Here is a 19,941-nt window from a genome sequence, read left to right on the forward strand (position 1 = left end):
TTTTCTGTTTCAGTCTTCCCGGATCATCCGTCGGCGCTGACTGGATTTCGCAAGGCCCAGCCCTTCACGATACTTGGCGACCGTTCGTCTCTGGATGGAAAAACCTTCTTTCTGCAAGCAGGCGGTCAGAGCGTCATCCGACATGATGTCCTTGCCTTCATTTGCGATCAGGGTGCGGATGCGGTGCTGGATCGTCCCTGCGCTCCGGGCTGTTCCGTCCGCGCCGGGCAGGGCGGTCGAAAAGAACATGCGCAGGGGTAAAATCCCGCGTGGCGTGTCCATGTACTTTCCGTTCACGATACGACTGACCGTGCTGTCATGCAGCCCCGTTCGGCTCGCGACGTCCTGCATGGTCAGGGGACGCAGGGCAGATAGGCCATCGTGCAGGAATGCCGCCTGCTGTTTCACGAGTTCCGCACCGATTTTCAGGATGGATTGACGGCGATTTTCCATCGCTCTGACCAGCGCCTGTGCCTCACCCGCCAGAGCCAGCAGGGCGCGCCCGGTTTCGCTCCGGCTGTCGAGACGGCCCTGCATGTCCATGTCCACGCTGATGGTCGGGAGCAGGCGTGCATTGAAACTCAGCCGGAAGCCTGTCCCATGCGCACGGACGATCAGGTCTGGCTCTACAGGCTGCACGGGGTGTTGCGGATCAAAGCTCGGGCGGGGATCAAGACGCTGGATTTCCGCCAGCATGTCCAGCAGATCGCTTTGTTCCACGCTGCATTTTTCGCGGAGTTTTCGCCAGTCCCGGCGGGCGAGAAGGTCAAGATGCCCGAGCAGCGCCTCCATGGCGGGATCAAGGCGGTTTCTGACACGAAGCTGCGCTGCCAGACATTCTTCCAGCGACCGGGCAAATATTCCGACAGGCTCCAGAAACAGAAGGGTCTGACGGATGGCTTCCAGCCGTTCGGCCGGGAAGCCGAGTATTCCTGACAGGTCCGTTATGGAAACGGGCAGCCGTCCTGCATCATCCAGACAATCCAGAAGATATAATGCTGCGGCCTGTTCGGTGGGGTCAGGGAAGGAAAGCCGGATCTGCTGACTGATGCCGTCCCGCAGGGAGGGAGGGGGAGCCGCGGTTTCGGGACGCTCCTGCGCGCTGGTGAAACGCTCCGGATCATCGTCATGGAATTCTGTCGGCTCCATGGCCTCGGGAGCAGGCGCCGTATCGGCACGCTCCAGCACCAGAAGGGGATTCTGTTCCGCGATCTGCTGGAGATGCTGCGCCAGATCCACCTGCGTCATTTGCAGCAGTGCGATCGCCTGACGCAGTTGTGGCGTCATGACGGGAGATTGTGACTGGCGCTGGATCAGACCGGGAGCAAGCATCCCGGTATTCTATCTCGTTACGCTACAGTGATTACAGGGAGAAGTTTTCGCCCAGATAGACGCGGCGGACATCCTCGTTGGCCACGATGGCTTCCGGCGTTCCTTCCATCAGGACCTGGCCACTATGCATGATATAGGCGCGGTCAATGACTTCGAGCGTTTCACGGACGTTATGGTCCGTGATCAGCACGCCGATGCCACGATCCTTCAGGTGCGAAACCAGATCACGGATTTCTCCCACCGCAATGGGGTCAATACCGGCGAGCGGTTCATCCAGAAGGATGTAATTCGGCTGACTGGCCAGGGCACGGGCAATTTCGAGACGTCGCCGCTCACCACCGGACAGGGCGAGGGACGGTGAGCGCCGCAGATGCGTGATGCCGAACTCCGCCAGAAGCCCGTTCAGCATGAGGTCGCGTTTTTCCGGGTCGGGCTCGACCACTTCCAGCGCGGCCATGATGTTCTGTTCCACGTTCAGGCCGCGGAAAATGCTGGCTTCCTGCGGTAGATATCCGACGCCTAGACGCGCGCGGCGGTACATCGGCAACTGCGTGATGTCAGCCCCGTCAAGCGTGATGGAGCCCGTATCCGGCTGCACCAGACCGACGATCATGTAGAAGCTGGTCGTCTTGCCTGCGCCATTCGGTCCGAGGAGCCCGACGGCTTCGCCGCGCTGGACCTGGAGGGAGACATTCCGCACCACGGCGCGTTTCTTGTATGTCTTGCCGATACCACTGGCGACCAGCCCGGTCGCGGGCACGTCAGTTTCGGGGCTGTAGGGTTCTGTCACTTGGGGGCAGCCTCATTCGGTACGACCAGACCCTGGATCGGCGAGTCTGTTCCCGGCAGCATGGTGGCGATGCCGGTCTTCATGTTGACGATGGCCTGTGAGCCATTGTTCTGGTTCTGCCCCTGCGTCACATGCACATGACCGACCAGGCGGGCAATCTGCGTGTCGAACATGTAAACGCCGCGGTCTCCCGTTGCAGTCTGCGTCTGGGTGCGGAGGACAACATGCCCCCAGCCATAGGCGCGGTCCAGCTTGGACGATCCGCCGCCGAGCGGGCCTGCGGCATCGTTCTGGCTGGCCTGCTGGGGCTGTCCGGCTGGTGGGGGCGCTTCCGGCTTGCTGAACGAGACCAGGACATCCGCCTTGACCTGCTTGCCGTCATTGGTCGTGACGGTTGCGTCTCCACGGCCGACCGACATGCGGGTTCTGGAATGATATTCCATGACGTCCCGCGCGGTCAGGACATCCTGTGGCGTGGTCAGCTTCAGGTGTTTGCCCGTCATGACCATGACCGCCTGGTCCATGTCATAAAGGGCATGATCGCCCCAGCCCTGATCGGTCTGGTTGTAGATATGGACATGCCCGCGTGCCTCGATCCGGTACAGTTCGAGAGAACCGCCCATCGGGTCCGCGCCGCCGCCGGACTGGCTGTTATCCGCCGGTGGGGGAGGCGCGGGCTGTCCGGGTGGCGGGGTTTTCTTGCGGAGATATCCGATGAGCGTGTCCGCATCCACGGTCACGTCTCCCCTGACGGCACGCGCACCGCCCGTGAGGGTAACGGTCTGGGCGTTGCGGTCGTAGATTTCCTCGTTTTTCCAGAACAGGCGCACAGCTTCACCGTGGGACATGTCCAGTCCTTCGGCATGTGCGGCAGGCTCATGGGGCAGGCCCAGAACCAGACCGGCAGCAACAAGAAAAGGGGCGGTGCGGCTCATCATTTCTCTGTCCTGGTCCCTTCCGTACGGAGGCGCGCCGCCTGGGAAGGGGGGCCGTTATCGTCATTGCGGACCGTCAGACCCGGCCCCGTAAACTGCATGATACCCGCGTGCTGGTCCAGAAAATACCCCTGGGCATCCTGCGTGCCGAAGGGGCCTTCCGCATGGACCCAGTCGCGGGAGGCGATCACATCCTGCTTGAGATCCAGATCGGCTGACGGGCCGTTCATCAGGGTGCCGTCGTCGCGATACAGCACGACATGATCGTCAAGGTCGAGCGTCTGTTCGTGCTGCATGTAAACACCGCGATCCGCCCGGATATGGGCCCAGGAATCACCGGAGAGCTGGATATCCGCGACCGGCTCGGTCAGGTCCACCCGGTCCGGGCCTTCCTGATGGGTGATGCGCGCGGTGATCATATAAAGGTGGTTGTGTGCGTCCAGCCCGCGATAGACGGCTTCTTCCATGTTGCCACTCTCGACCCGCAGCCGGGCCATTTCCCGCAGGGCGGCGCGGTTCTGGTTCACGAGATGGGAGATCTCGGGCCAGGCCGCGATGGAACTCAGCAGAACGAGCGCGAGCCCCGGCAGCGCCCATTTGGCGAATCCGAGAAGCGAGCGGCGGCGGGCAAGCTGCTCGGCGTTGGGAGGAAGGCGCACGCGATGAAATGCCGCGCGCCGCAGGGCGTCCAGCCGTGCCAGACTTTCCGTGCGATCGGTTGCAAAATCATCGCGTTGCGGGCGTCTGTCATCCGGCTGTCGTTCGGTCATGTAAGCCCCGCGCGCAGGAGATCATGCAGATGGATGATGCCGATGGGGTGGCGTCCCTCATCCAGAACGAACAGGCTCGTGATGGGTTTGAAGCGATCGTTCATCAGACGCAGTACATCCTGCGCCATGGTGGCGGGATCGGTCGTGACCGGGCCGCGGTTCATGATCTCACCGGCCGTTGTCGTGTCCAGATCACGGGTGAGCGCCTGTCGGAGGTCAGCATCCGTGATGAGGCCCTGCAATACACCTTCATCATCGACCACACCCATGCACCCGAATGCCTTGCGTGTCATCTCGATAATGACCGAGCGGAGTGGAAGGCTGATGTGTCCCAGAGGCAGGGCGTCGCCTTCATGCATGAGTTCGCGGATGGGCCGCAGGCGCGCGCCGAGCCGTCCACCCGGATGGAAAGCGCCAAAATCTCGGGCCGTGAAACCGCGTTTTTCCAGCAGGGCCAGAGCGAGCGCATCGCCCAGCGCCAGTTGCAGCAGGGTGCTGGTGGTCGGGGCCAGCCCCATCGGGCAGGCTTCACTCACGGCGGGCAGGATCAGCGCGATTTCCGCCGCGCGGGCCAGCGCGGATGTCGCCACGGCCGTAATCGCGATGACGCACAGCGACTGCCGGGCCGCGTAGGACAGGATGGCTGCGAGTTCGGTGGTTTCACCGGAATTGGAAAGAGCGAGGATGATATCGCCCGGCGCAACCATGCCCAGATCGCCATGAGCGGCTTCTGCCGGATGAACGAACAGGGACGGCGTGCCGGTTGAGGCCAGCGTTGCCTGGATCTTGCGGCCGATATGACCGGATTTGCCGATTCCCGTAACGATCAGACGCCCGTTCGTGGAAACGATTTTTTCCACGGCGCTGACAAACGCCTCTCCCAGTGCACCATGCAGTCCGGCTTCAAGTGTCTGAAGCCCCTCGCGCTCGACGGCGAGGGTATGGATGGCGGATTCAAGCGGTGGGCGCGTTAGGAGCGTCATGGACTTCGTCCGGTCCGGTTCTTACGCGCGATGGGAGAAAATGTCTGGCTCTTCGTATCCGAGCAGATCGAGCCGCGCTCGTGCCGGAAGGAAGTCGAAGCAGGCCTGGGCCAGGTCGCGGCGTCCTTCGCGCACGAGCATGGCTTCCAGCTTTTCCCACAGGGCAGGAAGATGAAGGACGTCTGACGCGGCATAGCGGAGCTGATCCTGCGTCAGGGTTTCGGCGCCCCAGTCGGAACTCTGCTGATGCTTGGACATCTCGACTCCCAACAGCTCGCGACACAGATAGGCCAGCCCGTGCCGGTCCGTGAATGTATAGACGAGGCGGGCGGCGATCTTTGTGCAGATGACGGGGGCAACGGTTACGTTCAGCGTGTGCTGGAGCACGGCGACGTCGAAACGTCCGAAATGCATCAGCTTCGTGACAGTATCATCCGCCATGAAGGCCTTGAGATTCGGGCAGTCATATCCGCGCCCACCCATGGAGACCGGTTTGATCTGCACCAGATGCGCTTCCCCGTCGCCAGCAGAAAGCTGAACGAGGCAGAGACGGTCACGATGGGGATTGAGACCCATGGTCTCGGTATCGACGGCAACAGAAGGGCCAAGATCGAAATCATCCGGCAGATCGCCGTCATGAAGATGGATGGCGTTCTGCTGGCTCATGTTGTCGTCACCAAATTTCTTGATCATCAGGTGAAGAGGCCATGAAGCCTGATCGCCTGTGGTGCCCAGAAGAAGACTCGAACTTCCACGTCCTTTCGGACACAGGTACCTGAAACCTGCGCGTCTACCAATTCCGCCATCTGGGCTCAGAGGCTACCGGGTTTTTTCACATCCGTGAGGCATCCCGGCTCGGTGAAGAGGCGTTTAGCCCGGGCGGTATGAGGCGTCAACAGGCATTACGAAAGAAAACGTGGAAATGCAGAAAGTTTTTTCGGGGAACATCGGTCGCACGGTTGCCGTCCTTGGGGGAGGGGGATTTATCGGCCGTACGCTCGTGAGCCGTCTGGTTGCCAGAGGGCATGTCGTGCGCGTGGGCGGCCGTCATCCCGAGCGTGATCAGGATCTGGCCCATCTTCCCGGTGAGGGGCGTGTGGAATTCGTGCGGGCTTCCGTCACGGACCGCGAAAGCCTGCGTCAGCTTTTCATCGGGGCCGAGGCAGCGGTGAATCTCGTATCCATCATGTCTCCCGATACAAGGGAGCTTCACCGGATCAATGTCGATGGTGCGCAGTGTACTGCCCAGATGGCTCAACAGGCTGGCGTGAAGCACTATGTTCACATGTCGGCCATCGGGGCTTCCCGGACGTCTCCCGCCAGTTACGGCAGGAGCAAGGGATGGGCAGAGAAGGTCGTGCGCGATGTCTTTCCCACTGCCGGCCTGCTGCGTCCGTCGGTTGTCTTCGGGCCGGAAGACAGCTTCCTGAACATGTTCGCCCTGATGGCCAAAGTGTCACCGGTCCTGCCGGTTTTCGGGGCCCGTACGCATTTCCAGCCCGTCTATGTCAATGACGTTGCCGATGCCGCCATCCGCCTTCTGGCGGAAGAGAACGCCGGACGGACCGTTGAAGCCGGTGGGCCGGAGGTTCTGACGATGCGTGAACTGATGACCTTCATCCTTCAGGTCACGGGGCGCCATCGGCTGCTGCTTTCCGTCCCGATGCCGGTTGCGCGTCTGGAGGCACGGATTCTGGAAAAACTGCCGGGCCATCTCCTGACGCGGGATCAGGTGACGCTGCTGGGTCAGGATAATGTTGTGCAGCCCGGCGCCGATACCCTTCAGGATCTGGGCATCGTTCCGGCAGCGCTTCGCAAGGTCGCTCCCGGCTATCTGGCGGGAGGGATTTTTGAGAGCTGGCGGCGGTTCCGGGCCTGAATGGTCCATAACGGACCTTTTGGGGACGTTGATTTTTCCTGTCTGAGCCTGAAAAGAGATATCTTTACCTTGAAAGGTCAGTGTCACTGACTGTTATTGCGAAAGGCAAGGGAATAGCTGCTCTTCAACAGGTTTGATGCGTCCTTTCTGATGGAAGGGGCATGGTTAAGGAGACACGCCGCATGGCCGACCGGATGTTGCAGTTCGTCACCCGCCCCCAGGTACTTCCCGAAAAGCGCGATGCGGACGAGCGGCGGAATGATTTCGGTGAAATCTATCGCGGTTTCGCCGTCAGTCGTGCGGAGGAGCAGGCTTCCCGCTGCTCCCAGTGCGGGATTCCCTTCTGCTCGGTTCACTGTCCCCTGGGGAACAATATTCCCGACTGGCTGAGGTTGACGGCGGAAAACCGGCTTGAAGAAGCCTATGAGATGTCCTGCGCGACCAATACCTTTCCAGAGATCTGTGGGCGCATCTGTCCGCAGGATCGTCTGTGCGAAGGCAACTGTGTCATCAACAAGGGCTTCGAGAGTGTCACGATCGGTGCCGTTGAGCGTTTCATCACGGAAAACGCCTTCGAACAGGGCTGGGTCCAGCCGGCCATTCCGGCGATGGAAATCGGGCGCAGCGTGGGCATCGTGGGGTCTGGTCCGGCGGGACTTGCCTGTGCCGAGCGTCTGCGGGCCTATGGGTACGAGGTTCATGTCTATGAGCGGCAGGATCGCGTCGGTGGGCTTCTGACCTATGGCATCCCCAGCTTCAAGCTGGAGAAGCATGTGGTCGCGCGGCGTCATGTCCTTCTGGAAGAGCAGGGAATCATCTTCCATCTGTCCACGCCCGTGGGGACGGGCGCGGGTGCCATTCCGCTTGATGACCTGCGGGACCGCCATGATGCGGTTTTTCTGGCGACGGGTGTGTACCGTTCCCGGGATGTCGGCGTTTCGGGCGCCGGGCTGTCCGGTGTTGTGGATGCCATTGACTTCCTGACGGCCTCGAACCGTCGCGGGTATGATGAAGACCCGGGGGAAGATGCGGGACTGCATGCGAAAGGCCGGCGCGTGGTGGTCATTGGTGGTGGCGACACCGCCATGGACTGCGTGCGGACGTCCATCCGGCAGGGTGCGGCCTCCGTCACCTGCGCCTATCGCCGTGACCGGCAGAACATGCCCGGGTCCCGTCAGGAAGTTTACAATGCCGAGGAGGAAGGCGCGCAGTTCGAATGGCTCGCGTCTCCCGAGGCGTTTCTCGGGGAGGATCATGTCACGGGTGTGCGCGTCATGAAGATGCGCCTTGGTGCGCCTGATCCGGGTGGGCGGCGCTCCATTGAAGGAACGGGGCAGCATGCCGTCATTGAAGGCAATCTTGTCATCAAGGCGCTCGGTTTCGATCCGGAAGACCTGCCGGGGCAGTGGGAGCAGCCGGACCTCGCCGTGACGCGGTGGGGTACGCTAACGGTTCCGCCCGGGGGGGGCCAGACCAGCCTGCCCGGCGTGTTCGCCGGGGGTGACATCGTGCGCGGCGCGAGCCTTGTGGTCTGGGCCATCAAGGACGGACGTGATGCCGCCGCCGCCATTCATCAGCATCTCTCTGAAAAGCCTGCCACTACGCCTCACGAACTGGAGACCGCGGAATGACCATGCAGCCGAAAGATTTCATCCGCGATTACGCCGAAAACGTCGAGCGTCTCGAGGGACTGTACGATCCGACGCAGGAGCGTGACTCCTGTGGCGTGGGGCTGGTCGCCTCACTGGATGGCAAACCCTCGCGCAATGTGGTGAAGGCCGGGATCGAAGCCCTGCGCAACATCTGGCACCGTGGGGCCGTGGATGCGGACGGAAAGACGGGTGACGGCGCGGGCATTCATGTGGAAATCCCGCAGGATTTCTTTGCCGAGGCCATTCATAACGGCTCCAGCGACGATACGATCGATGGCCGCATCGCCGTGGGCATGGTTTTTCTGCCCAAGACCGATCTGGGCGCGCAGGAGCGTGGGCGGCAGATCATCGAGACCGAGATCCTGAATTTCGGTTACGGCATCTACGGCTGGCGTCAGGTGCCGATCGATACGGCCTGCATCGGCGAGAAGGCCAACCAGACCCGCCCCGAGATCGAGCAGATCATGATCCGCAACCGTCTCGGCCGCTCCGAGGACGCGTTCGAGCGGGACCTGTATGTCATCCGTCGCCGCATCGAAAAGCAAGCCACGCTCCAGCAGGTTGATGTCTACATCTGCTCGCTTTCCTGCCGGTCGCTCATCTACAAGGGCATGTTCCTTGCGGAGAACCTGACGGATTTCTATCCCGACCTGCTGGATGACCGTTTCGTCTCCCGGTTTGCGATCTATCACCAGCGCTACTCGACCAATACCTTCCCGACATGGAAGCTGGCGCAGCCTTTCCGCAAGATCGCCCATAATGGTGAGATCAACACGATCTCCGGCAACACGAACTGGATGCGCTCGCACGAGACGCGCCTGTCCGATCCGGATCTCGATCCATACATGGAAGATCTCAAGCCGGTCGTGCAGGCGGCCGGGTCCGATACGGCGGCGCTTGATAATGTGTTCGAGTTGCTGACCTTTGCCGGACGCGATGCGCCGATGGCGAAGACGCTGCTTGTCCCGGCGTCCAGCGGTGCGAATTCCGCCATCTCTGATGCTGCCCGCGCCCTGTTCCGGTACTGCAATGCGGTCATGGAGCCTTGGGATGGGCCGGCCGCCCTGTGCGCCACGGATGGGCGCTGGGTGGTGGCGGGTCTGGACCGCGCCGGCCTTCGTCCCCTGCGCTACAGCATCACGAAGGATGGTTTGCTGATCGTCGGGTCCGAGACTGGGATGGTCCGCGTGCCGGATGCGCGTGTGGAGCGTCGTGGACGTCTTGGTCCGGGGCAGACACTGGCGCTGGATCTGCGCGAAGGGCGTCTGTACCAGCCGGATGATCTGCTGGAGATGCTGGCGTCCCGTCGGGATTTTCAGGGCTGGGTCAGTCATATCCGCAATATCGAGCCGATCGTGCGCGATGTGGTGGAACCCGGGAAACTAGACGTCGAGCGTCTGCGCCGTCTTCAGGTCTCGGTCAGTCTGACGCATGAGGAACTGGAGACCATCCTTCACCCGATGGTGGAGAACGCCGCCGAGGCGCTGGGCTCCATGGGGGACGACACGCCGCTTCAGGTTCTTTCCACGATCTATCGCGGTCTGGCGCATTATTTCCGTCAGGGTTTCAGTCAGGTGACGAACCCGCCCATCGACTCTCTGCGTGAAACGCGGGTGATGAGTCTTGTCACGCGATTGGGTAATCTCGGGAATATCCTCGACCAGTCAGCACATCAGTGCGACCTGCTGCAGTTGCCCAGCCCGATCCTGACGAATGGTGAATTCGACGAACTGCGCAAGGTCTGCGGCGAGGATGCGGCCCTGATCGACTGCACCTTCCCGGCGGCGGACGGTGAGGAAGGGCTGCGGGCCGCCATTGCCTCCATCCGTGCACAGGCGGAAGACCATGTCCGGGGCGGTTGCACGCATCTCTTCCTGACGGATGAGAACACGAATGCCGAGCGGGCCGCCATTCCGATGATTCTCGCCACCGCGGCGGTTCACATCTATCTGGTGCGCAATTCGCTGCGGACGTTCACGTCCCTGAATGTCCGCACGTCGGATGCGATCGACGTCCATGCGATTGCGGTGACGATCGGTGTGGGCGCCACGACGGTCAATCCTTCCCTGGCCCAATACTGCATCGCCGATCGGCTGCGTCGCGGTCTGTTCGGGGAGATGACGCTGCGTCAGGCCATGGAGCGCTATCGCAAGGCGGTGGACAAGGGTCTGCTCAAGATCATGTCCAAGTTCGGCATCTCGATCATTTCCGCCTATCGGGGTGGCTATAATTTCGAGGCGATCGGTCTGTCCCGCGCTCTGGTGGCGGAGTTCTTCCCCGGCATGCCGTCGCGGATCTCCGGCATCGGTCTGCCCGGCATTGCCCGGAACATCCTTGGCGCTCATGCGGCTGCCTGGAACCGCAAGGTCGAGGCGCTCCCGGTGGGTGGGCGTTACAAGCTGCGCCGCAAGGGCGAGACCCATGCCTTCTCGGGTCATCTGGTGCACATGCTCCAGAGCGCGGTTTCGGCCAACAGCTTCACCCTGTATCGCCGCTATGCCGATGCCGTGCGCCAGATGCCGCCGGTCGCCCTGCGCGACCTGCTGGATTTCAGGCCGCATCATGCCCCCATTCCGGTTGATGAGGTGGAGAGCATCACGCAGATCCGCCGCCGTCTGGTCGCGCCCGGTATTTCGCTGGGCGCCCTGAGCCCCGAGGCGCATGAGACGCTGGCCATCGCCATGAATCGGATTGGCGCGAAGTCCGATTCCGGTGAGGGTGGCGAGGATGCCGAGCGCTCGAAGCCGCGTCCGAACGGGGACAATGCGTCTTCCGCCATCAAACAGGTGGCGTCCGGTCGTTTCGGTGTGACGGCGCAGTATCTGAATGACTGCCGCGAGATCGAGATCAAGATGGCCCAGGGCGCGAAGCCGGGCGAGGGCGGGCAGCTTCCGGGCTTCAAGGTCACGGAACTGATCGGTCGCCTGCGTCATGCGACGCCGGGGGTGACGCTGATCTCGCCGCCGCCGCATCATGATATCTATTCGATCGAGGATCTGGCGCAGCTCATCTATGACCTGAAACAGATCAATCCGACCGCGACCGTCACCGTGAAACTGGTGGCCCGGACGGGAATCGGCACGATTGCGGCCGGCGTTGCGAAAGCGAAGGCGGATGCGATCCTGATTTCCGGTCATTCCGGCGGAACAGGTGCCAGCCCGCAGTCCTCCATCCACTATGCCGGTCTGCCGTGGGAAATGGGTCTGTCGGAGGCGCATCAGGTCCTGATGCTCAATCGCCTGCGCCATCGCCTGACGCTGCGGACGGATGGCGGTATCAAGACGGGACGTGATGTCGTCATGGCGGCCATGCTCGGTGCCGAGGAATTCGGCATTGGTACGGCGGCGCTGGTGGCCATGGGCTGCATCATGGTGCGCCAGTGCCACTCCAACACCTGCCCGGTCGGTGTATGCGTCCAGGACGAGAAACTGCGGGCCAAGTTCGAAGGCTCGCCCGAGAAGGTCATCAACCTTTTCACACTGATCGCCGAGGATATCCGCCATATCCTGGCAGATCTGGGTGTGCGGTCGCTGGAAGAGGTCATCGGTCGGACGGATATGCTCCGGCAGGTCTCCCGTGGTGCGGATTATCTTGACGATCTCGACCTGAACTCCCTGCTCGTGCAGGCTGATCCCGGCGGTCATGCCCGGTACTGTACGCGTGAGGGCCGCAATGAGGTGCCTGAAACGCTGGACGGGCAGATCATCCCGGATGCCACGGCGCTGTTCGAGCGGCGGGAGAAGCTGCACCTGCATTACAATGTGCAGAACACGCATCGCGCTATTGGTACCCGCGTTTCGGGTCTGATTACGCGGAAATTCGGCATGAATGTGCTGCCGGAGGGACAGCTTACGCTTTCCCTGCGCGGTTCTGCCGGGCAGTCGCTCGGGGCGTTTGCGGTGCAGGGGGTGAAGATCGAGGTCGAGGGGGATGCCAACGACTATGTCGGCAAGGGGCTCTCCGGTGCGACGATCGTCGTGCGCAAGTCACCGCAGGCGGAATGGGCGTCGGAAGAAAATGCCATCATCGGCAATACTGTCCTGTACGGTGCGACGGCGGGGAGTCTTTTCGCCGCCGGTCAGGCCGGTGAACGCTTTGCCGTCCGCAACTCCGGCGCAACGGCCGTGGTCGAAGGCTGTGGTTCCAATGGCTGTGAGTACATGACCGGTGGCACGGTTGTGATCCTTAGTGAGACGGGCGACAATTTCGGCGCCGGTTTCACGGGGGGCATGGCCTATGTGCTGGATCGCAATGGCCGGTTCGAGGCCCGCATCAATCCCGATACGGTGATCTGGAACCGCGTCCAGCCCGGCAGCCGCTGGGACGCTGAACTGCGCGCGTTGGTCGAACGGCACGTGCAGGAAACGGGAAGCGCCTATGCGGGCGAACTCCTGCATGACTGGGAGCGGACGCTGGAACAGTTCTGGCATGTCGTACCGCGCGATTATGCCCGGATCATCGGTTACGTTCAGGAAGACCTGTCTCAGCTTTCAGCCTGAACCAGACAGGGCGGGAATGGGTGTTTTGCCCGTCCCGCTTTCTATGCCTGTCTGGGGCGCAGTTTCAGGCAGGGACGTTCAATCAGACGCCATGACAGCGCCGCGCCTCCGAGCGTGGTGATCAGTGTGAACACAACGCCTTCCCATCGGCTGAACCCGTGCCGGACCTGAAGGTCTCCCGCCACAAGCACCAGCGGCAGGTGACACAGATACAGCCCGTAGCTATGTGTGCTGACTGAACGGACCAGCGCGCCGGGCAGGGGCGGTAACCTGCGGAGCGCCATCATGGCGGGCATGCAGAGCGCATAGCCGGCCCCGACGACATCAAAAATCGCCATGGCTTTCAGATGCGGGCCCCAGAGCGGAAAGGGCAGCAGGTCCGACCACCAGATAATGCCGACGATCGATGCGCCGAGTAGGAGGGGCGGCAGCCAGCGCTGGCGGAAGGTCGGGCTGCACCGGTAGAGCCACGCCGCCGCTACGCCCCAGGCGATCGAATCGAACCGGCAGGTCACGATTTTGCTCGTCACTTCCACCCAGTCCACGGAATGGGGCAGGGCCAGGCGCCAGCAGAGGGGCAGCAGAAAAAAGACGCCCAGAACGGCCCCGAAGGCCACGCGGCGCGGAATACGGCACATCAGGAGCCCGACCAGCAGGACCGGGAACCCCAGATAGAACCATTCCTCCACGGACAGGGACCACGTTACGGCGAACCATTCCGCCACCATGGGCCAGGCGAGGTTCTGCGTCATCGTCAGGAAACGGGGCAGGGCATGGCGGGCGGTGTCCCAGGTGACGCCGTAGGGTCCGAAATAGGCCAGTGGCACCAGAACCAGCAGAAGCCAGCCGTAATAGGCCGGAAGCGTTCTCAGCCAGCGTCGGATCAGGAACGTGCCCCAGCCACGCAGGGACGTGCCGTTGTCCAGCAGGTCCAGCATGATCGTCCCGATCAGGAAGCCGCTGAGGACGAAGAACATCATCACGCCGAAGAAGCCCAGAACGGCCAGATGGAAGTCCAGCGTCCGGTGCCACCAGGAGAGGAACACCGTTCCGTCATGGCAGACTAGGACGTCGATGATGGCCAGTGAGCGGACGAGATCCGGCCCTGCCAGCCGCTGCCGGGTGTTTTCAAAAGAAGGCAGGGACGGCGGGACAGTCATGGGATGGGCGGTTCTTCGGCGTTCGGGATGGGAGGACGTTCTTTTACACTACAGAATTGTCATCAACACCCCGTTTGACCCGAGGGCATGTCGTTCTAAGCTGTCATCATGAATAGTCAGCTTCCATTCGCTCCTTCCGAACCCGCTTCACAGACAGCCCCGGGGGAGACCCCGCCACGCTGGGATCTGTCGGATCTTTACGCATCTTCCGAAGATCCGAAGATCCAGCCTGATTTTGCCGCGCTCGAGCAGGCGGCGCGTGCGTTTTCCGAGGCATGGAAAGGCAGGCTGGAAACGCTTTCCGGAGCGGAACTGGCGAAGGCCTTCGCGGAATACGAGCAGATTGAGGAAGGGCTGGGCCGGATTGGCTCCTTCGCGCAGCTTGGCTTTGCGGCCCACACGACCGATCCTGTCAGGGGCCGTTTCGCACAGGGCGTGCAGGAGAAACTGACGGATATTTCCGCCCATCTCCTGTTCTTCGGGCTGGAACTGAACCGTTTGTCCGATGAGGTTCTGGACCGGATCTCGGCTGCGCCGGAAATGGCGAAGTGGAAGCCTTATTTGCGTGATCTGCGGGTTTTTCGTCCCTATCAGCTTTCTGACGAGGTGGAGCAGGTCCTGCTGGACAAGTCCGTGACAGGGCGCAGCGCCTGGAACCGCCTGTTTGATGAGACCATGGCGACGCTGAGTGTCGATCTGGACGGTGAGACGAAGCCGTTGGGTGATGCGTTCAACACGCTCACCAGTGCCGAGCGTGAGAAACGTGAAGCCGCGGCCGGTCAGATCAGCGCCGTTCTGGCCGATCAGTCCCGTCTGCTGACCATGATCACCAATACGCTCGCCAAGGACAAGGCGATTGGTGACAGGCTGCGCGGCTATCCCCGGCCGTCCAGCAGTCGCAACCGTGCGAACATGGTCGAGGATGAGGTGGTCGATGCGCTTGTGAGCGCGGTCGATGAGTCCTATCCGCGGCTGTCTCACCGTTATTATGCCCTGAAGGCGAAATGGCTCGGGCTAGAGAAGCTGGAGCACTGGGACCGGAATGCGCCTCTGCCGGGCGTACCGGACACCACTTTGTCCTGGCCGGAAGGCAAGAGCATTGTCCTGAACGCCTATACGGGGTTTGATCCGGCGCTCGGTGAACTGGTCAACCGTTTCCTGACGCATCCGTGGATCGATGCCGCTCCGGTGGCAGGCAAGTCATCGGGGGCGTTCGCCCATCCGACCGTGCCGTCCGTCCATCCCTATATCCTAATGAACTATCATGGTCGTCCGCGCGACGTGATGACGCTGGCGCATGAACTGGGCCACGGTGTCCATCAGGTCCTTGCCGGGCAAAAGCAGGGTTACCTGAATTCAGGTACGCCGCTGACGTTGGCCGAAACGGCTTCGGTCTTCGGGGAAATGCTGACCTTCCAGTCCCTGCTGGATGCGGAAAAGGATCCGAAGCGCCGCCGGCATCTTCTGGCCGCCAAGGTCGAGGACATGCTGAACACGGTGGTGCGCCAGATTGCGTTCTACCAGTTCGAGGTGCGTGTTCATGATGAGCGGGCGAAGGGGGAACTCTCTGCCGAGCGGATTGGCGCCATCTGGCGGGATGTGCAGGAACGCAGTCTTGGGCCGGCTTTTCATTTCACGCCGGACTATGACCTCTACTGGTCCTATATCCCGCATTTCATTCACTCTCCGTTCTATGTTTACGCCTATGCGTTCGGAGACTGTCTGGTGAATGCGCTTTACGGCGTTTACCGGGAAAAACCGGATGGCTTTGCGCAGAAATACCGGGCAATGCTGGAAGCCGGAGGCACCCTGCGCCATCAGGAACTCCTGGCGCCGTTCGGTCTTGATGCGACCGATCCGGATTTCTGGCGTAAGGGACTGGATGTAATCTCGGGGCTGATCGACCAGCTCGAGAAGGAGGACTGAGAACATCATGGCGCGGGATCTCGATAATACCGGTCTTCTGGGTGAACTCCGACGCATGGCGCGTACGTCCGGGGCGGTCGGCGGCATTGCCGCGCGGATGGCGGGAAGCCGGTTCGGTTTCAAGACGGACAAGAACGTCCACGCCGAGGATCTGAAATCGGCTCTGGGAAACCTCAAGGGACCGCTGATGAAAGCGGCGCAGCTCTTGTCCACCATTCCCGGCGCCCTTCCTGACGAATACGCCGAGGAATTGGCGCATCTTCAATCCAACGCACCGCCCATGGGCTGGAACTTCGTCCGTCGTCGCATGACGGCGGAACTCGGGGGCGGCTGGGAAAAGAATTTCCGGTCTTTCAGTCATGAGGCGGTGGCCGCCGCATCGCTGGGGCAGGTCCATCGTGCGCGTCTGATCGATGGCCGGGAAGTGGCGTGCAAGCTCCAGTATCCGGACATGCAGGCCGCCGTGGATTCCGACCTGCGGCAGTTCCGGGCCGCGCTGGGTGTTTACAAACGCTTCGAGACCACCATCCGTCAGGAAGAGGTCTATACGGAACTGGCCGATCGTTTGCGGGAAGAGCTGGATTACCGCCGCGAGGCCAGCCATCTGCGTCTTTACCGTGACATGCTGTCCGCAACGCCTGAAGTGACGGTCCCCGCGCCGGTGGAAGCTCTTTCAACCGGGCGTTTGTTGACCATGGACTGGGTCACTGGTCGCGGAATGAAGAGTGTTCTGCAGGAGAACCTGCCGCTGGAAGAGCGGAATGCCATGGCTATGGCCCTGTTCAAGGCCTGGTATACCCCGGTCTATCGTTATGGTGTCATCCACGGCGATCCGCATATGGGCAACTTTACCGTGCGGGATGATTACGGGCTGAACCTGTTCGATTTCGGCGCCGTGCGGGTCTTTTCGCCGCGTTTCGTGGAAGGTGTTGTGGATCTGTTCGCCGCTCTTCGGGACAATAACGAGGAGCAGGCTTTCCATGCCTACAGCAAATGGGGGTTCAAGAACCTCTCGCGGGAAACGGCGCAGGTTCTGAACGAATGGGCGCGGTTCTTCTATCGCCCGCTCATGACGGACCGCGTCTGTGCGATGCAGGAGAGCAACGACCCGGCGGAAGCCCGTCAGGTTCTGGAGCGCGTTTACGAAGGACTGAAACGGACAGGCGGCGTTCAGCTTCCACGGGAATTCGTACTGATGGACCGATCTGCCATCGGTCTGGGGAGCGCCTTCCTGCGTCTGGGGGCGCGTCTGAACTGGCATCAGATGTTCCAGGAACTGATCGAAGGCTTCAATGTCGAGGATCTGGCCGCGCGTCAGAGAGCCGCTCTCGACAAGGCCAAGGTGCCACCGGCCCTGTCGTCGCTATAAACCGGATCAGGTCTGAAAAAAGGGGCGCTTCCCGCAGTGGGAGCGCCCTTTTTTTTGTTTCTGTAATCCGGGGGCGGTATCCGCCCCTCGGAGAATTGGCGTTTTATTCGGAAGGCAGGCTATAGGCGATGACATAGTCGCCGCGGTTCTTGTCAACACCGGAGCGGGTCAGGCCGCCTGCCGTAACGACGATATACTGTCTGCCTGTCTGATCCGACAGGTAGCTCATGGGCGCTGCCTGCGAGGCAACCGGAAGCCGGGCTTTCCAGATGACTTCTCCTGTGTCGGTGTTGAGTGCGCGGACGTAATTGTCGAGCGTGCCTGAAAAGAAGACCAGGCCGCTGTGCGTAACCAATGGGCCGCTCATGGTTGGCATGCCGAGTGGAATTTCCAGTCCCGGCACGAAGCCGTGGATAGGCATGTCACGGATCGAGCCCAGGGGCATGCTCCATTTGATCCTGCCACTCTGAAGATCAATCGCGTTCATCGTGCCGTATGGTGGCTTTACGCAGGGGAGACCCGCTGGTGAGAAGAACATGGAGCGCACGACACCCCAGGGTGTCCCTTTCTGTTCGGAGTATTCTCCCTCTGCTGTGGGTTTGAAGCCGATGCGCCGTGCCTCATCCTGCTTGATGAATTTGCCCCACTGCGCCATGCGGATGTCATTGACGAGAAGCGTTCCGGTGCTTTCGTCCACCGCGCCGCCGCCCCAGTTGATGCCGCCATAATAGCCTGGATAAATAATGGCGGCCTGCTTTTCGTTGATGGGTGTGAATTCTCCTTCGTAACGATATGAGGCGAACTGAATGCGGCACAGGAGCTGGTCAAAGATCGTTCCGCCCCACATGTCACTGGCTTTCAGCCGATCCGTCCCGATGGAAAGGGCGGAAAAGGGCTGTTCAGGCGCCAGATACTGGCCAGCGGGCGCGCCATCCTGCGGAACCTTGCGCATTTCGACGGGAATGATGGGCGTCCCGTCACGCCGGTCCAGCACGAAAATCTGGCCACGTTTGGTCATGGCGATGATGGCGGGGCGTGTTCCACCGTGACCATCCGGGATATCGTAGAGAATGGGTTGCGCCGTTGCGTCGTAGTCCACGAGGTCATGATTGGTCGTGCGGAAGTGCCAGCGTTCGTCGCCGGTTTTTGCGTCCACGGCTACAAAGGCGTCGTTATATTCATCCGAAGCCTTGCTGCGGTTGCCGCCCCAAAAATCAGGCGTCTGGTTGCCGAGGGGGAAAAAGACGAGATTGAGTTTCGGATCGTAGCTGGCCGTTCCCCACAGGTTGGGGGTTTCGGGCGGGTAGATCTCACCCGGTGCGAGCGGTGTGGTGCCCCGGTGTGGGTTGGTGGCGTCCCACGCCCAGACCTGCGCGCCGGTGCGGACGTCATAGCCGCGGACGACACCGGAAGGTTCGCCGGTGCGTTCGTTATCGGCAATGCGCCCGCCAATGACGACAATATCGCCTGCTATGAGGGGAGCGGCCGTTGGATAATAGGAGCCGGGGGCGGTCGGCCCCAGGCCGGTCAGAAGATTGACGGCCCCGTTGTCACCAAAGCCCGGGCAGGTCTGACCTGTGCGTGCGTCAAGGGTGAAGAGGCGGGCGTCGATGGTTGTGAGCACGATGCGGGATGCGCAGGGTGCGTTTGCATCGGTCGCCGTGCTGTCATGCCAATATCCGACGCCGCGGCAGCGCTGCCATACCTTCGTGTGGGCATGGGGGTCGAAGTTCCATTTTTCTGTTCCCGTGTCCGGGTCGAGTGCTGAAACGATGTTATGGGGCGAACAGATATAGACCGTGTCGCCGATCTTGATGGGTGTGCCCTGAAATTCCGCGCCGTTGAGCGCCATGTCTCCGGTGCGATAAGTCCAGGCGACCCGGAGATGGCGGACATTGTCGCGGTTGATCTGCGTGAGATCCGCATAGCGCGTGCCTGATGCGGTCCGTCCGTAGGCCGGCCAGTCATGCTCCATTTGGCCGGGTTTGCTGGCGGAGGCGGTTTCCCGGGGATGGGACTGACCGTCCGGCGCAATGGCAGGGTGCACGCGGAACATTCCGCCCAGAAAAGCCAGAAGTGCTACGCCAAGTACGCCTGCCGTTGCGCCCGTGACGGTCCGTGAAAAAAACTGCCGTCCCGCTCCATTGAGCCATGGCGCCATCAGTGTGGCGATCAGGGCGATGCACAGGAACACGATCAGGCGGGAAAAACTTGGCCAGAAGGCAAATCCGACTTCAGACAGCGACCACAGGATGGTCGCAGTCAGAAGCCCGAGGGCGATCCAGGTCGAGAGAATGTTTCGACGGATCATGTAGAAGCTGCTGGTGGCGAGAGCGATCCCGGCGATCGCATAGAACCATGAACCACCCCAGAGGATGAGGCGGCCGCCTTCGACGATGAGAAAGGCGGCCATGAGGGCGCCCAGGATGCCGATTGCCGTCGAAAGCATGCGCAGGCTGCTGGACATCAGCCGTGTCCTCCCATGAGGGAGGCCGGAGCGGCGTCTGAAACAGATAAGGGTCTGATGGACATTGCGCTGAAATCCTTTGATCAGGATCGATCAGAGCGATGCATGACATGAGTTAAGCTATGTTATATGTAACATTACCATGAGATAATATATTGAAATATCACATGTTGAATAAG

Annotated in this window: 13 protein-coding genes and 1 tRNA gene; 5 read left to right on the forward strand and 9 right to left on the reverse strand. The window is 61.4% G+C overall.

Going from position 1 to position 19,941, the window contains the following annotated elements; translation table 11 throughout:
• Positions 1-9: 9 nt before the first annotated feature.
• The 7 genes from rpoN to GMO_RS02610 all read right to left on the reverse strand — a co-directional run bounded on the left by rpoN (position 10) and on the right by GMO_RS02610 (position 5,622).
• Positions 10-1,332, reverse strand: a complete 1,323-nt coding sequence (rpoN, locus tag GMO_RS02580; protein WP_008850700.1) for an RNA polymerase factor sigma-54 — start codon at positions 1,330-1,332, stop codon at positions 10-12.
• A gap of 31 nt (positions 1,333-1,363) precedes the next feature.
• Entirely contained in the window at positions 1,364-2,122 is a 759-nt protein-coding gene (gene lptB, locus GMO_RS02585; protein WP_008850701.1) for an LPS export ABC transporter ATP-binding protein, read from the reverse strand.
• Positions 2,119-3,060, reverse strand: coding sequence for an LptA/OstA family protein (locus tag GMO_RS02590; protein WP_008850702.1), 942 nt, complete (start codon positions 3,058-3,060; stop codon positions 2,119-2,121). The genes lptB and GMO_RS02590 overlap by 4 nt, the downstream gene beginning before the upstream one ends.
• A complete protein-coding gene (gene lptC / locus GMO_RS02595; protein WP_008850703.1) occupies positions 3,057-3,827 on the reverse strand; it encodes an LPS export ABC transporter periplasmic protein LptC in 771 nt (256 codons plus the stop codon). The genes GMO_RS02590 and lptC overlap by 4 nt, the downstream gene beginning before the upstream one ends.
• Positions 3,824-4,810, reverse strand: coding sequence for a KpsF/GutQ family sugar-phosphate isomerase (locus GMO_RS02600; protein ID WP_008850704.1), 987 nt, complete (start codon positions 4,808-4,810; stop codon positions 3,824-3,826). Before GMO_RS02600 ends, lptC begins: the two co-directional genes overlap by 4 nt.
• A gap of 21 nt (positions 4,811-4,831) precedes the next feature.
• Positions 4,832-5,476: a ribonuclease D gene (locus GMO_RS02605; protein WP_040507679.1), complete on the reverse strand. Its 645-nt coding sequence runs from the start codon at positions 5,474-5,476 to the stop codon at positions 4,832-4,834.
• A gap of 59 nt (positions 5,477-5,535) precedes the next feature.
• A tRNA-Leu gene (locus GMO_RS02610) sits at positions 5,536-5,622 on the reverse strand.
• A 110-nt stretch (positions 5,623-5,732) separates the two neighbouring features.
• Here GMO_RS02610 and GMO_RS02615 point away from each other — a divergent pair.
• The 3 genes from GMO_RS02615 (at position 5,733) to gltB (ending at position 12,840) form a co-directional block, all read left to right on the forward strand.
• Positions 5,733-6,689: a complex I NDUFA9 subunit family protein gene (locus GMO_RS02615; RefSeq protein ID WP_040507383.1), complete on the forward strand. Its 957-nt coding sequence runs from the start codon at positions 5,733-5,735 to the stop codon at positions 6,687-6,689.
• Positions 6,690-6,871: 182 nt separating this feature from the next.
• A complete protein-coding gene (locus tag GMO_RS02620) occupies positions 6,872-8,320 on the forward strand; it encodes an NAD(P)-dependent oxidoreductase (protein ID WP_040507384.1) in 1,449 nt (482 codons plus the stop codon).
• Complete coding sequence (gltB, locus tag GMO_RS02625; RefSeq protein ID WP_008850708.1) at positions 8,317-12,840, forward strand: glutamate synthase large subunit; 4,524 nt, start codon at positions 8,317-8,319, stop codon at positions 12,838-12,840. Before GMO_RS02620 ends, gltB begins: the two co-directional genes overlap by 4 nt.
• Positions 12,841-12,881: 41 nt before the next feature.
• Here gltB and GMO_RS02630 read toward each other — a convergent pair whose 3' ends face one another.
• On the reverse strand, positions 12,882-14,000 hold the full coding sequence (locus GMO_RS02630) for an acyltransferase family protein (protein ID WP_008850709.1): 1,119 nt from the start codon (positions 13,998-14,000) through the stop codon (positions 12,882-12,884).
• A gap of 108 nt (positions 14,001-14,108) precedes the next feature.
• Here GMO_RS02630 and GMO_RS02635 point away from each other — a divergent pair, with 108 nt between their 5' ends.
• Positions 14,109-15,926: a M3 family oligoendopeptidase gene (locus tag GMO_RS02635; protein WP_008850710.1), complete on the forward strand. Its 1,818-nt coding sequence runs from the start codon at positions 14,109-14,111 to the stop codon at positions 15,924-15,926.
• A 7-nt stretch (positions 15,927-15,933) separates the two neighbouring features.
• Positions 15,934-17,295, forward strand: coding sequence for an ABC1 kinase family protein (locus GMO_RS02640; protein ID WP_008850711.1), 1,362 nt, complete (start codon positions 15,934-15,936; stop codon positions 17,293-17,295).
• Positions 17,296-17,398: 103 nt separating this feature from the next.
• Here GMO_RS02640 and GMO_RS02645 read toward each other — a convergent pair whose 3' ends face one another.
• Positions 17,399-19,762, reverse strand: coding sequence for a membrane-bound PQQ-dependent dehydrogenase, glucose/quinate/shikimate family (locus GMO_RS02645; RefSeq protein ID WP_008850712.1), 2,364 nt, complete (start codon positions 19,760-19,762; stop codon positions 17,399-17,401).
• Positions 19,763-19,941: the final 179 nt, after the last annotated feature.

It is taken from the genome of Gluconobacter morbifer G707, from assembly GCF_000234355.1.
GTDB lineage: Bacteria > Pseudomonadota > Alphaproteobacteria > Acetobacterales > Acetobacteraceae > Gluconobacter > Gluconobacter morbifer.